Source organism: Pseudomonas rustica, assembly GCF_049959085.1.
Lineage (GTDB): Bacteria > Pseudomonadota > Gammaproteobacteria > Pseudomonadales > Pseudomonadaceae > Aquipseudomonas > Aquipseudomonas rustica.
Window position 1 is genome coordinate 2,423,581 of record NZ_CP188200.1, and the last position, 14,712, is coordinate 2,438,292.

At 58.2% G+C, this 14,712-nt stretch carries 11 protein-coding genes; 8 read left to right on the forward strand and 3 right to left on the reverse strand.

Annotated elements, in window-relative coordinates; genetic code table 11:
• Nucleotides 1-3 precede the first annotated feature (3 nt).
• From ACP3TY_RS11170 to ACP3TY_RS11180, 3 genes are all read left to right on the forward strand, one after another.
• Entirely contained in the window at nucleotides 4-1,692 is a 1,689-nt protein-coding gene (locus ACP3TY_RS11170; protein ID WP_426619975.1) for a polyurethane esterase, read from the forward strand.
• A gap of 214 nt (nucleotides 1,693-1,906) precedes the next feature.
• Nucleotides 1,907-3,760 (forward strand): polyurethane esterase, encoded by a 1,854-nt coding sequence (locus ACP3TY_RS11175; RefSeq protein ID WP_426620459.1) that lies wholly within the window; start codon nucleotides 1,907-1,909, stop codon nucleotides 3,758-3,760.
• A gap of 183 nt (nucleotides 3,761-3,943) precedes the next feature.
• Nucleotides 3,944-4,318: a hypothetical protein gene (locus ACP3TY_RS11180; protein ID WP_426619976.1), complete on the forward strand. Its 375-nt coding sequence runs from the start codon at nucleotides 3,944-3,946 to the stop codon at nucleotides 4,316-4,318.
• A 111-nt stretch (nucleotides 4,319-4,429) separates the two neighbouring features.
• Here ACP3TY_RS11180 and ACP3TY_RS11185 read toward each other — a convergent pair whose 3' ends face one another.
• The gene (locus tag ACP3TY_RS11185; RefSeq protein WP_053119977.1) at nucleotides 4,430-4,654 is read right to left on the reverse strand and encodes a YgdI/YgdR family lipoprotein; all 225 of its coding nucleotides are present in this window, start codon (nucleotides 4,652-4,654) and stop codon (nucleotides 4,430-4,432) included.
• Nucleotides 4,655-4,849: 195 nt separating this feature from the next.
• On the opposite strand from ACP3TY_RS11185, the gene ACP3TY_RS11190 reads away from it, so the two are divergent.
• The 5 genes from ACP3TY_RS11190 (at nucleotide 4,850) to ACP3TY_RS11210 (ending at nucleotide 12,464) form a co-directional block, all read left to right on the forward strand.
• Nucleotides 4,850-6,502, forward strand: coding sequence for a VRR-NUC domain-containing protein (locus tag ACP3TY_RS11190; protein ID WP_426619977.1), 1,653 nt, complete (start codon nucleotides 4,850-4,852; stop codon nucleotides 6,500-6,502).
• A complete protein-coding gene (locus tag ACP3TY_RS11195) occupies nucleotides 6,499-8,766 on the forward strand; it encodes a helicase C-terminal domain-containing protein (protein ID WP_426619978.1) in 2,268 nt (755 codons plus the stop codon). The genes ACP3TY_RS11190 and ACP3TY_RS11195 overlap by 4 nt, the downstream gene beginning before the upstream one ends.
• 161 nt (nucleotides 8,767-8,927) lie before the next feature.
• Nucleotides 8,928-9,836 (forward strand): zeta toxin family protein, encoded by a 909-nt coding sequence (locus tag ACP3TY_RS11200; protein ID WP_159811297.1) that lies wholly within the window; start codon nucleotides 8,928-8,930, stop codon nucleotides 9,834-9,836.
• Nucleotides 9,837-9,933: 97 nt separating this feature from the next.
• On the forward strand, nucleotides 9,934-11,853 hold the full coding sequence (locus ACP3TY_RS11205; protein ID WP_426619979.1) for a PAS domain S-box protein: 1,920 nt from the start codon (nucleotides 9,934-9,936) through the stop codon (nucleotides 11,851-11,853).
• A 74-nt stretch (nucleotides 11,854-11,927) separates the two neighbouring features.
• Nucleotides 11,928-12,464, forward strand: a complete 537-nt coding sequence (locus tag ACP3TY_RS11210; RefSeq protein WP_053119988.1) for a hypothetical protein — start codon at nucleotides 11,928-11,930, stop codon at nucleotides 12,462-12,464.
• Nucleotides 12,465-12,718: 254 nt separating this feature from the next.
• Here the strand turns inward: ACP3TY_RS11210 and ACP3TY_RS11215 are convergent, their stop codons facing one another.
• Together ACP3TY_RS11215 and ACP3TY_RS11220 are read right to left on the reverse strand one after the other, a co-directional pair.
• Nucleotides 12,719-13,015, reverse strand: coding sequence for a hypothetical protein (locus ACP3TY_RS11215; protein WP_159811295.1), 297 nt, complete (start codon nucleotides 13,013-13,015; stop codon nucleotides 12,719-12,721).
• Nucleotides 13,016-13,201: 186 nt separating this feature from the next.
• Nucleotides 13,202-14,545 (reverse strand): cation:proton antiporter, encoded by a 1,344-nt coding sequence (locus ACP3TY_RS11220; protein ID WP_400651461.1) that lies wholly within the window; start codon nucleotides 14,543-14,545, stop codon nucleotides 13,202-13,204.
• Nucleotides 14,546-14,712 lie beyond the last annotated feature (167 nt).

Genomic DNA, 14,712 nt, shown 5'->3' on the forward strand with positions numbered 1-14,712 from the left:
AACATGGGATTGTTCGATTACAAAAAGGCCGATGGCAAAGCGTTGTACAGCGACGCCATCGCCCTGACGTTGTACGCCTACACCCCGACCGGCAAGCCTTTGCCGGCAACCGCTTGGGCGCCGGTCACCGCGACGGCGCTGGGTTATCAGGGCAAGGTCGGGCCGCAAGGCACATTCTTCGGTGAACAGGATGGCTTCACCAGCGCCGAAGCGGAAGTGCTCGGCAAGTACGACGCGGCCGGCAAATTGATCGGCCTCGGTATTGCCTTTCGTGGCACCGGCGGGCTGGGTTACAGCGACACCTTCGGCGACATGAAAAACAATCTGCTGGCCGCTGTCGGGCCGTCGGATTATGCGAGCAACTACGCGAAAAACGCTTTTGACAATCTGCTCAAGGCTGTCGCGACGTTCGCCATTGCCAACGGCATCGCTGCCAAGGACGTGCTGTTCAGCGGTCACAGCCTCGGCGGCCTCGGGGTCAACAGCGTCGCCGAGTTAAGCGCGAACAATTGGGGTGGGTTCTTCAAGGACGCCAACTACATCGCGTTTGCCTCGCCGACCCAGAGCAGCACCGGCAATAACGTGCTGAACATCGGCTACGAGAATGATCCGGTATTCCGCGTGCTCGACGGCACTACGTTCAGCACGGCCTCGATGGGCAAACACGACAAACCGCACGATTCGACCACCGACAACATCGTCAACTTCAACGACAACTACGCATCAACCGCGCAGAACCTGGTGCCGTTCAGCATCATCAATCCGCTCAGCTGGTCGGCGCACGGCTCACTGGGTTATGCCGATGGCTTGAATCGAGTGATCGATTCGACGTTCTACAACCTGACGCATAAAGACTCGACGATCATCATTTCCAATCTGGAGGAATCTTCGCGGGTCAAAACCTGGGTTGAGGACTTGGGCCGCAGCGGTGAACCGCACACTGGCAGCACTTTCATCATCGGCACGCAAAGCAATGACTGGTTGAAGGGTGGGGCGGGCAACGACTTCCTTGAAGGCTTGGGCGGTGATGATCGTTTCCGCGATGACGGCGGCTTCAATATTCTGCTTGGCGGTCAAGGCCACAACACGTTCGAGCTGCAGAAACCATTGCAAAACTTCAGCTTCGCCAATGATGGCGACGGCACGCTGTACGTGCGCGACGCCTACGGCGGCATCAGCATGACCCGCGACATCGGCGCGCTGGTGAGCAAGGAATCGGGTTCGTGGTGGGGCAGCAAGGAAATCACCTGGGGCGTCACGGCCAAGGGGCTGAGCAATGGCAGCGAACTGACCCAGTACAACCATTCACTGAACGGCGATGGTTACGGCAATGCGCTACACGCCACGGCGGACGGTGATTGGCTGTTTGGCTTGGGCGGCGATGACACGCTGATCAGCGACAAGGGCCACGTGACCTTCGTCGGTGGCGCCGGCAACGATGTGATGAATGCGATAGGTGGCAACAACACCTTCCTGTTCAGCGGTGCGTTTGGTTTTGATGCGATCAATGGCTATCAGGGCAGCGACAAACTGGTTTTCATGGGCGTCGAGGGCGCGGGGCAGGGTTATGACTACAAACAGCACGCGTCGCAGAGCGGCGGCGATACCGTGCTGAAGGTTGGCGACTTTGCCGTGACGTTGGTTGGGGTGGGAGTGGCTAACCTGTCGGACTCGGCGTTCGTCTTCGCCTAGACCCCGATGAATCCCTGTAGGAGCTGCCGAAGGCTGCGATCTTTTGATCTTAAAAACAAAATCAAAAGATCGCAGCCTTCGGCAGCTCCTACAGGGGGAGTGTGTGCGCATGTATTAAGAAGTGCTGTATCGAAATGCTCCGGGGCGGCCTGCGAGGGGCGCTCTGGCTGTGAGCTATCTCTGAACAATTCCAACAAAAAGAGAGGCAATGGCAATGGGTGTGTATGACTACAAAAACTTTGGCACAGCCGATTCCAAGGCGCTGTTCAGCGACGCCATGGCGATCACGCTGTATTCCTATCACAACCTCGATAACGGGTTTGCTGCCGGTTATCAACACAATGGCTTCGGCCTCGGCCTGCCGGCCACATTAGTCACGGCGCTGATTGGCGGCACCGATTCACAAGGCGTCATCCCCGGCATTCCGTGGAACCCCGACTCGGAAAAAGCCGCCCTCGACGCGGTCAAACAGGCCGGTTGGACACCGATCACCGCCTCGCAATTGGGCTACGACGGCAAGACCGATGCGCGTGGCACCTTCTTCGGCGAGAAGGCCGGCTACACCAGCGCTCAGGTAGAAATCCTCGGCAAGTACGACGCCCAAGGCCATCTCACCGAACTGGGCATTGCCTTTCGCGGCACCAGCGGGCCACGGGAAATCCTCATTGGCGATTCGATCGGCGACGCGATCAACGATCTGCTCGCGGCATTCGGCCCCAAGGATTACGCGAAAAACTACGTCGGCGAAGCCTTCGGCAATCTGCTCAATAACGTCGCGGCATTCGCCAAGGCCAACGGCCTCAGCGGCAACGACGTACTGGTCAGCGGCCACAGCCTCGGCGGCCTCGCGGTCAACAGCATGGCCGATTTGAGCGGTGGCAAATGGGGCAGTTTCTTCGCCGATTCCAACTACATCGCTTACGCCTCGCCGACCCAGAGCAGCACCGACAAAGTGCTCAATGTCGGCTACGAAAACGACCCGGTGTTCCGCGCCCTCGACGGCTCGACCTTCACCGGCGCCTCGGTCGGCGTGCATGACGCGCAGCACGCATCGACCACCGACAACATCGTCAGCTTCAACGATCACTACGCCTCGACCGCGTGGAATCTGCTGCCATTCTCGATCCTGAATATTCCGACGTGGATCTCACACCTGCCGACCGCGTATGGCGATGGCATGAACCGGGTGATCGAGTCGAAGTTCTACGACCTGACCAGCCGCGACTCGACGATCATCGTCGCCAACCTGTCCGACCCGGCACGCGCCAATACTTGGGTGCAGGATCTCAATCGCAATGCTGAAACCCACAAGGGCAGCACCTTCATCATCGGCAGTGACGGTAATGACCTGATCCAGGGCGGCAGCGGCAACGACTACCTGGAGGGACGCGCCGGCAACGACACGTTCCGTGACAGCGGTGGTTACAACGTCATCCTCGGCGGGCAGGGCAACAATTCACTGGATCTGCAGAACTCGGTGAAGAACTTCGACTTCGCCAACGACGGCGTGGGCAATCTGTACGTTCGCGATGCACAAGGCGGGATCAGCATAACTCGCGACATCGGCACGATTCTGAGCAAGGAACCGGGGTTTCTCTGGGGCGTGTTCAAGGATGATGTGGTCAACAGCGTCACGGTCAACGGCCTGACAGCGGGCAACACCGTTACCGCTTACGAGCCGAGCGTGAAAGGCACCAGTGGCGTCGATACGCTCAAGGCACATGTGAGTGGCGACTGGTTGTTCGGGCTGGATGGCAACGATCATCTGATTGGCGGTACGGGCAACGATGTATTTGTCGGCGGCGCCGGTAATGACCTGATGGAATCGGGGGGCGGGGCGGATACGTTCCTGTTCAACGGCGCGTTCGGGCAGGATCGGGTGGTGGGTTATTCGTCGAATGACAAACTGGTGTTTCTCGGTGTACAGGGTGTTTTGCCGGCGGATGACTTCCGTGCGCATGCCTCCAGTGTCGGGCAGGACACGGTGCTGACGTTTGGCAACGACTCGGTGACGTTGGTGGGCGTGGCGCTGAATAGCCTGAATGCCGACGGTATCGTGATCGCCTGATTCGTTAGGGCTATCCCAAAACCTGTGGCGAGGGGATTTATCCCCTCGCCACAATGAATGGTGCATGTGACTGATCAGCCTGTTTCTGACTCAAACCCCTGCAAAAACAGGAAATGCGGCCTAAAGCCAGCACGTGCACACACGTTTCTTAGCTAGCCGCCATTGAGTACAGGAGATTCAAACGTGAAAGGTTTCAAGGGGTGTATCGGTTTCGTCGGGCTGGCGCTGTGTTCGGCTAACGTCTGCGCCGATCTGCCTCAAAGCTCGATTCTGAGCCGCTACGGCATCACCACCGACCAACTGCCGAACCCGGTGAAGACTGCCGAGGACAAACCGGTCGAAGAAAAAAGCCGCTTTCAGCTCCAGCCCGAACAACCGTTCGTGACGATCCGTCTGGGTGACGGCAAGCAGCCGCCAACCACCGGCAATCTGAGCATCGACCGCATGGCGCAACAGGATTTGGAGCGTTGCCAGCGTTTGCAGGGCGAAGTGGTCAAGCGCGGCGGGACGTACATGAGTTGCGACAACAGCATCCCCGGCATGGCAACTCCCGAGTAATGATCGTTCCCACGCTCTGCGTGGGAATGCATCCCGGGACGCTCTCCCTTCCAAAGCCGAACGCGGAGCGTCCGTTGCGGCATTCCCACGCCGAGCGTGGGAACGAGAGTGTTAGTCCTCCTTGCGCACGGTCGCCACTTCATCGGCGCGCACTTTCACCTTCGCCCCGGAAATATCCTCGAACTCGTAGAAGCCATCCTTGGTTTCGGTCTTCGGCATGTCCTTGGTCAAATACTGGGTGCCGTTCTGCAACGTGACCACGGTCTGGGTTGAGCAACCGCCCAATGCCAACAGGGCGGCAACCGCCAATGGAAGGCCCAGCGTCTTGATGTTCATAGCCACCTCAAACTCCTCATGCGATGTATTACCGATCATTGTCGGTGTTCTAACGCGGTTGGTGTCATGGCACCGTGAAAAGTTCGATGTTCACCGATAAAAAATGCCATTGATCTTTTTCCGTTTGCACGGGGTAGGGCTGAGCTGGTATCTGTACGCATAACCAGTACTCGCTCGCCATGGCCCTGAATTCCCGTGACTGCCAATCCCCTCGACGATCCGTTTTATTACCTCAACAACTTCCGGCAAGTGCTTGATTGGCTTGAGCTTCGCTACGCCGATGTGATGAGCGAAGCGGAGCACGCCTTTATCCGCGACTTCAATGCGCTGCCGCGAGCGTCGCAGGGTCTGCTGGTGCGGATGGTGATGCGCAAGGGCATTCATTTTCGCGCGGGAAAACTGACTTACGCCGAAATCGGCGACATCGCTACAGCCGCACAGCCGTTATTGGCGCGCGGCTGGCTCGACGAGCAGGCACCGTTGGCGATCGCAGAGCTCTTTGATGTGTTGCTCAAGGCTGAAATCCTGCAGGCTTTCGGTGACTTTATTGATCGACCCAAGGGCCGCAAGGATGAATGGCTGCCTTTGCTGGCAGAACAGTTCGATACGCCGCGAACCCTGCGCGACTGGGCGCCGTCTCTGAATGATCGCCTGTTCAGCCTGACCATCATGGATCTGTGCGATCGCCTGCGCCTGATGTTCTTCGGCAACCTTTATCAGGATTGGTCGGAATTCGTCCTGGCTGATCTCGGCATCTTTACTTACGAAAAAGTCGAATTCTGCGCTGATTCCCGAGGCCTGCGCAGCCGCGCGGACGTCGACGCCTGCCTGTTCCTGCACAATTGCCAGTTGCGTTTCGAAGCTGGTGAACCGCTGGAAACTATCTTTGAACAGGTCAGCGCGCTGCACTTCGACAACCCGTGGTTGCAACGGCGGCGCGGCAAAGTGCTGTTTCAGATTGGCCAGTATTGCGAGCGCATCACCGAGTTTGCCCTAGCCCTGAGTATCTACCGTGACTGCGCCTATCCCGGTGCGCGGCTGCGGATGATCCGCGTGCTGGAGCGCCGCGCCGAATACGCGCTGGCGCTGGAGTTGGCAATGTTGGCCGAACAAGCCCCGGAGAGTGCCGCCGAGCAACAAGGCCTGCAACGCATCATGCCGAGGTTGCGACGCAAACTCGGCGGCCCGCCGCTCAAGCGCGCAACGGCAAAACCCGTGGAACGTCTGGATTTGCACCTGCCACGCAACGATCCGGCATTGTCGGTGGAGTTTTACGTGCAGGCGCATCTGCACGACGACGAGGGCCCGGTGCATTACGTCGAGAACAGTCTGATCAACTCGCTGTTCGGCTTGCTCTGCTGGCCGGCGATTTTCGCGCCGTTGCCCGGGGCGTTTTTTCACCCGTTCCAGCGCGGCCCGGTCGATCTGCTCAATGAAGATTTCCAGCAACGTCGCACCGAACTGTTCCAGGCCTGCTTCGCCGAGCTCGATGATGGCCGTTATGCCGACACCATTCGTCAACGGTTCGTGGATAAATGGGGCGTGCAGTCGCCGTTCGTGTCCTGGGGCGCGCTGAACGAGGACTTGCTGGAACAGGCGCTGGCCTGCTTGCCCGCGGAGCACCTCAAACACTGGTTCAATCGTTTGCTGCTCGACATCAAGGCCAATCGCGCCGGCATGCCCGACCTGATCCAGTTCTGGCCGCAGCACAAAACCTATCGAATGATTGAAGTCAAAGGCCCCGGCGACCGCTTGCAGGACAACCAGTTGCGCTGGCTGGAGTTCTGCCACCAGCACCAGATGCCGGTTGCCGTGTGTTACGTGCAATGGGCGGAGCAGAGCGCTTGAGCTACAGCATTGCCGTGCGGGCACTGTGCGAGTTCACCGCCAAGACCGGCGACCTCGACTTGCGCTTCACGCCGTCACCCACCGCGCTGGAAGGCATCGCCGGCCACCGCACCGTAGCCTCGCGACGCAGCGACAATTACCAAAGTGAAGTGGCGCTGGAAGGCGAATTCCTGCAGTTGAAGGTCAAGGGCAGGGCGGACGGCTACGACCCGGCGCAGAACTGCTTGGAAGAAGTCAAAACCTATCGTGGCGACCTGAGTAAACAACCGGCCAACCACCGCCAGTTGCACTGGGCGCAGGCGAAAATCTACGGCTGGTTGATGTGCCGCAAACTGGATTTGCAGGAGATCAATCTGGCGCTGGTGTATTTCGACATCGTCAGCGAAAAGGAAACCTGTCTTGTTGAGGCGTTCAGCGTCGACACCTTGCGCGAGTTCTTTGAGCAGCAATGCCGCTTGTTTCTGTACTGGGCTGAGCAGGAAATGGCGCACCGCGAGGCGCGCAATCTGGCGGCGCAGCAGTTGCGCTTTCCCCATGCGGATTTTCGTCCAGGTCAACGGCATCTGGCCGAATCGGTGTTCAAGGCAGTCAGCACCGGGCGTTGCCTGATGGCCCAAGCACCCACCGGCATTGGCAAAACCCTCGGTACATTGTTCCCGATGCTCAAGGCGCTGGCGCCGCAGCAACTGGACAAAGTGTTCTTCCTGACAGCTAAAACCCCCGGGCGCAAACTCGCGCTGGACGCCAGTCAGGTGTTGTTCGATCAATCGCCGACGTTGCCGTTACGTGTGCTGGAAATGGTCGCCCGGGACAAAGCTTGCGAACACCCGGACAAAGCCTGTCACGGCGAATCCTGCCCGTTGGCGCAAGGCTTTTATGATCGTCTGCCCGCCGCCCGCGAGGCCGCCAGCCGCATCAATCTGCTTGATCAAGCCGCCATGCGTGAAGTCGCCGCGCAACATTCGGTATGCCCGTATTACTTGAGCCAGGAAATGGCCCGCTGGGTGGACGTGGTCGTCGCCGACTACAACTATTACTTCGACTTCAGCGCGCTGCTGTTCGGTCTCGCCCAGCTCAATCAATGGAAAGTCGCGGTATTGGCCGATGAGGCGCACAACCTGGTCGAGCGTGGCCGGCAGATGTACAGCGCCAGCCTCGATCAATTCGTCTTGGGCAGCGTGCGCAAAACCGCCCCCGAAGCGCTGAAAAAATCGCTGCAAAGGGTCAACCGTGAATGGAACGCGCTGCATGCGCCGCAACTGGCGGCGTATCAGGCCTACGACAAAGCTCCGGAAAAATTGCTGCAAGCGATCTCTCTGTGTTGCGCGGCGATCGGTGATTACCTCAACGATCACCCGCAAGGGCTCGACAGCGCGTTGCAGAACTTCTATTTCGATTTACTGCAGTTTGGCCGGGTGGCCGAACTGTACGACGAGCATTACCTGTTCGACATCAGCAAGCGCGACCTCGACCGCAAACGGCCGCTGTCACAGCTGTGTTTGCGTAACGTGGTGCCTGCTGCGTTCATTGGCCCGCGCCTGAAGTCTGCGCGCAGCAGCGTGTTGTTCTCCGCGACCCTCAGCCCACGGCGTTATTACGCCGACCTGCTCGGCACGCCGGCCGATACGGTGTGGATCGACGTTGAATCACCGTTCAGCGCCGAGCAATTGCAGGTGCAGATCATCAGTCGCATCTCGACCCGTTTCAATCACCGGCAGGCTTCGCTGGAACCCATCGTCGAACTGATCGCGCGGCAGTTCAGCGAGCGCCCGGGCAACTATCTGGCATTTTTCAGCAGCTTCGATTATCTGCAACAGGTGGCAACGTTACTCGCCGAACGGCACCCGCAGATCACCCTGTGGCAGCAATCGCGGGGCATGGCCGAAGGGCAGCGGCAGGCGTTTCTTGATCAGTTCACCGCTGACAGCCAAGGCGTTGGTTTTGCGGTGTTGGGGGGAGCATTTGGCGAGGGCATCGACCTGCCGGGCGCGCGGTTGATCGGTGCGTTCATTGCGACGCTGGGGCTGGCGCAGCTCAACCCGGTCAACGAACAATTGAAACTGCGCATGGCAGCGATTTTCGGCGCCGGTTATGACTACACCTATCTGTTCCCGGGGGTGCAGAAGGTGGTGCAGGCGGCAGGCCGGGTGATCCGCACTCGCCAGGATCGCGGTATGGTGATGTTGATCGACGACCGTTTTGCCGAGAGCCGGATCAAGCAGCTACTGCCGAAATGGTGGGCACTACAGCATTCGCCTGGCTGATTGTTTTGGAGGCCGTTTCTGATAGCGCTGTAGGAAATTTTTCCTTTTAAAAGCAGTGACATATCCCGTATTGAAGCCGTGTTTGATGGTTTCGCAAAAGCAGACTTTATTGATAAGACCGCTCAAGCGGTTCAGCCCATTATCGATAAGGACATCGACCCATGACCGTTAACGCCATCTACCGCTACACCCCGGAACAACTCAGTGCCGCTCTCAGCGATATCACCGCAACGTTGTTCGCCGGAATCACGCCTGACACCCGACCAAAACTATTGATCACCGCCGGCGTACAAAGCTCGGGCAAGACCTGGCTGCTGGAAAAAACCTTGTTGCCATCCGGCAACTACAAAAACCACGTGCGCCTGTATTTGCCGGAATACCGCAGCAAACACCCGCAGTATCAAGAAATGCTCAAGCACGGCGTACTGCACGCCTATGAGCACAGCGAAACGTTCATTCGCGAGCTGTGCGGCAAGATCTTCGAAAAAGCCTTCACTGAGAAACTCAACATCATCATGGAATGCGCCTTCGACTCGATCGACTTTGCAGCGCTGCCTGCCATCGCCGTCAACGCGGGATATCAACTGGAGGTGCACATCGTCGCGTGCAATCAGCCTTTTGCATTTCTGTCCGGCTTCAAACGGGCCTTCAAAAGCCTGGAAACGCAGGAAGTCGAACGATTTGTCCGGCCCTCGGAACTCAAAGCCAGTCTGGCAACGGCGCATGCAGTAGTGTTTGCACTTGAGGCAGCGGCAAAGCTGTCGGATGGCTCGCAAATCCTTTTATACGAACGTGGAATGGGGGCTCTGCAAGATCGCGTGTTGCGTGCACGCAGCCTTTACAGCAGAGACGAGCAGGGCGTACTGAACGTGACCACGCCGAATGAGCCCTATAGCTATGCGGAGTACCAACGCATCAGCAGTGCTTCAATCAGTGGCAATATGGAACGCGACGAATTTATAAAGGCGTGCCACCGGATGCTGCTGCAGACCCGACAATACGCCGAGCAGATCCCTGACTATGTGTACGACGCGCTCTATTCACGCATTCTCAAGTACGTGCAGCGTTGAATGACCAAATCCTTGCGTGGTTTAACCGACATGCGCTTCCCAAACCGCCGGTTTGACGCATACTCCTCCAATACCAAATGTGCTTGAGTCGTACCTGATGATCAAAAACACCAAGACCGCTGCGATCGAAGAAATGCGTTTCAGGCTTTTGATCGATGCAGTGGTCGACTACGCGATCTACATGATCGACCCGGACGGCATCATCACCAGCTGGAACTCCGGCGCCAAACGTTTCAAGGGCTACGAAGAAGCCGAGATTCTCGGTGAGCACTTTTCCCGCTTCTATACCGCCGACGACCGCGCCGCCGGGTTGCCGCAGCGGGCGCTCGACACGGCGATTCGTGAAGGGCGCTTTGAGGGCGAAGGTTGGCGGGTACGCAAGGATGGCACCAATTTCTGGTCGCACGTGGTGATCGATCCGATCATCGACCCCAATGGCCAGCTGCTGGGGTTCGCCAAAATCACCCGCGACCTGACCGACCGCAAGATGGCCGAGGAAACCCTCAGACGCAGCGAACAGCAGTTCCGCATGCTGGTGCAGGGCGTGACCGATTACGCAATCTACATGCTCAGCCCCGAAGGTCGGGTCAGCAACTGGAACCAGGGTGCACAGCGGATCAAAGGCTATCTGCCTGAAGAAATCATCGGTCAGCATTTTTCGGTTTTTTATACGCCAGAAGACCGTGCGGCCGGCGAACCACAACGGGCGTTGGCGATTGCCACCCATGAAGGTCGCTTCGAAAACCGTAGCTGGCGGGTACGCAAGGACGGCACGCGGTTTCTCGCGCACGTGGTGGTCGATGCCATTCGCGGTGAAACCGGCACGCTGCTCGGCTTTGCCAAGATCACCCGTGATGTCACCGAAGCCCATAAAGCCCAACAAGATCTGGAAAAAACCCGCGAAGCCTTGTTCCAGGCGCAGAAGATGCAGGCTATCGGCCAACTCAGTGGCGGCATCGCTCATGACTTCAACAACCTGCTGACGGTGATTCTCGGCAACCTCGAGATTGTCCAGAAGCGCATTGGCGATGATCCGAAACTCACCCGGTTGCTGGAAAACGCCACCCAGGGCGCACTGCGCGGCGTGTCGCTGACCCAGCGCATGCTGGCGTTCGCTCGTCGTCAGGAACTCAAGACCGAGGCGGTCGATATTCCGCAACTGGTGCAAGGCATCACCGGGCTGCTGCGCAGTTCCTTGGGGCCGAACATCAAAATCGAGACACGTTTCCCCCTCGAACTTGATCGCGTATTGGCTGACACCAATCAGCTGGAGCTGGCGATCCTCAATCTGGCGACCAATGCCCGTGATGCCATGCCCGACGGCGGTAGCGTCATTATCAAAGCTGAACACGAAGTGGTGCTGGAACAAGCTCAGCATGCGCTGGCGGCCGGTCACTACGTGTGCCTGAGCCTCACCGACACGGGCGCCGGCATGGATGCCAACACCCTGGCATCGGCCAAGGATCCGTTCTTCACCACCAAAGGCTTGGGCAAGGGCACGGGGCTGGGCTTGTCGATGGTGCATGGCTTTATTGAGCAACTGGGTGGGCGGTTCGTTCTCAAAAGCGAACCGGGGCAGGGCACCACGGCTGAACTCTGGTTGCCAGTGGCGACCCATGCGGACATTGCCAGTCCGTTGCCGGTCATTGAACCCGTCAGTTCAGTGCCACGCTTGAGCGTATTGGTGGTGGACGACGACAGTCTGGTACTGACCAGCACGGTGTTGCTGCTCGAAGACCTTGGCCACCGGGTGCTGAGCGTCACCTCAGGTGCTCAGGCGTTGAGCCTGTTCGATCAGGGTGAAGTGATCGATCTGATGATCACCGACATGGCCATGCCACACATGAGCGGCGCGCAACTGGCACACGCCGTAAGGTTGTTGAAACCGGATCTGCCGATCATCCTCGCCACCGGTTACGCCGAGCGTCTGGAGGGTTTTGCGGCACAACTGCCGCGTTTGCCGAAACCGTTCACGCAACTCAATCTGCTGGAGGTCATTGCCCAATCAATGAAATGACCCGTCGGGAGATCCGCCTGAACTTGTCCGCTGTGGAGTTCTTCTAACTGTTTTCCACTCCGGAGCGTGCGTCCTTGTCTCGCATACTGACTCATCCAACTGCTGAAGAAACCCTGACCGAACACGACGCAAAAATGTTTGGCTCGCCCAAGGAGCGGCTGGATTTTTACCGTCGGGAAATACAATACGAAACCAGCATTCTGGCCAACCGTACTGACGCTTATCTGGCGGCGCAATCGTTTCTGGTGATCGCTTTTGCTTCGTGCATGGCCAATCTCAACCCGGAGTGGGGCAAGTTGTTCACCTTGGTGGTGCCACCGTTTCTGGCATTGCTCGGGCTGCTTAGCTCGCTCAACGCCTGGCCAGGGATTCGGGCGGCGTACGACATTATTGATCACTGGCACTTCAAGCAGAGTCATTTGCTGCACAGTGAACCGGTGATGGGCTTGGCGTATGACGAGTCGCCGCTGTTCAGTGAGATGGAGTCGACTCACAAGGGGTACCGAAAGTCGCTGCTGTTTTCGGTGCGTACGCCGTGGATTTTTGCGGTGTTCTGGATAGTGTTGGGGAGTTATGCGGTGTTTATCCAGGTGACTAACCCTGGGGGATGATGCATAGCAAAAAGCCCGACTGAAATGGCCGGGCTTTTCATATTTCGCAATCAATCTGCGGTGTGCTCTAAATCGATCCCCCTCACCCCAGCCCTCTCCCCCAAGGGGTAGAGGGGGAAGGGAGCAGATCTTTTGCTGTGTTCAAACCTGAGTTCGACCGGATATTTCAGGTCGGCGTATCTCGAACAAACACTGCGGTCAGTCCCCTCTCCCTCCGGGAGAGGGCTAGGGTGAGGGGCTTTTGACCTAGAGCCTCAAGCCACCGTCTCAAGCTCCCGACGCAACCCCGCCGAATTCTGCGAAGACATCGGAATCGGCGGGAAGTCCTCGTTCAGCACGCACAGATGATCAATCGCGTCTTCAAACATAAAATCGGCTTTCTTGCGCAAGGCCCGATAGTGCTCAAACTGTTCGAAATCCAGATTTTCCACTTCCAGCAACGCATTCGCCGCTCGATTGAGCGCGTGGGCGTTTTCGAAGAGTTGACGATTGCGTTCCAGAGCCAGTGCTCTGCAAGCCTTGATTTGCGCAGGAGTCGAGCATTCTTTCATGACCGTAACCTTATTCTTCGGGGTTCCTTTTCTCAGGCCCTCAAGCCGCAGGGGAACCGAACCTGCCGGGCCCCGTCGGACTCATCCGGCGGGGGGTTATGCTTGTGACTGTCGAAAATCGGGCAGGGATCCATTTTTTTTAAAAAGAATATTCGATGGGTTTTCATGGAAACCTGTAAGGAAAAATCAGCTTTTTTGTTTTTTTCGCTGTTCGTAGCGCGCCAGGATCGGTTGCGTGCTGATGCCGTGTAGCAGAATGCTCAGCGCAACCACTGACAGCGTGAGATCCGTGCACAGCGTCGCCACCGAATCCGTCAGCCCATGGTTCAGCGCATAAAACAGATAAAACAGACTGCCGATCCCGCGGATGCCAAACCAGCCGATCAACAATCGTTGCCTGCCTTCAAGCAACGATCCCCAGGGCATCAAAGCCACACAGGCCGGACGGATCACACAAAACAGCACGGCACCGACCAGTAATGCCCGCCAGTCCCAATGGGCGATCAACACGACGCCGAGCAGAGTCACCAAAAACACTTCCATGGCCCGTTCGACCAGACCGCCAAACGAAAGCATGTCACCCATCATGATGCCGGCAGCCACCTGGCTGCTTTCCAGCCGCTCGGTATCGCCATGCACCGCGTACTGCGGCTCGATGTTCTGGTGGCCCACCACCGGTTGCACCAGATGCTCGGCGGGCGGCTGCCCGGCACCGGTGGATTTCACTTCGATCTGGCGCAGGCCCAGGCCCGCTGCGAACACCGACAGAAAGCCGTAGCCGCCGATGGCTTCCGCCACCACGTAGGCGAGGGCGATCAGCGCTAGCGCGAGGTAATCGTTGGGGCTCAAGGTGCTGTCGTCATTACGGATGCGCAGCGACAACGTGACGCGTCCGATACCGCGCCCCATCCAATAACCGGTCAAGAGTCCCGCGGGCACGGCCCACAGCACATTGCGCAAGACCCAACCCTGCCACTCGGCGGAGGTGCCTTCGCCATGGATCAACAGCAGTCCGAGAATCACAAACGGGAACGCGATCCCGTCATTCAAACCCGCCTCACCGGACAGGCCGTAGCGCACGCTGTCGACGTCCCGCGCATCGTTGACTTGCACCAGTGCCGCCAGCACCGGGTCGGTCGGCGCCAGGATCGCGCCAATCAGCAGCGACGGCCCCCACGGCAATTGCAACGCCCAATGCAACAGCAGACAAACCCCGATGATGGTCACCACCATCACCGGCCCGGCCAGTCCAAAAGCGATTCGCCAACGCTTGTCACGCAAAGGCAATCGCAATTTCAACCCGCAGACAAACAGCGAAAAGAGCACCGCAACTTCCGTCAGGTGCTCCATCCACAGCGAGGTTTCTTCCAGAGGCAGTTTCAGCAGGCCCAAGCCACTGGGGCCGATGGCGATGCCCAGCAGCAGGCAAACCGCTGACGTCGTGACCGGCATCCAGCGCAGGTACGACGAGGTCAGTGCCAGGGTCAACAACACGGCGCCGAGCACCGCGACCCACACGATAAAACTCATGTTGTGCCGCCTCCGAATGTTCCATATGACGGCAATCGCACCGCATTTTTTGGGTAGCTGCCATATCACTGTAGGAGCTGCCGCAGGCTGCGATCTTTTGATCTTGAAAAACACAAGCAAAAGATCGCAGCCTGCGGCAGCTCCTACAGTGACGCAAGGCCACAGGG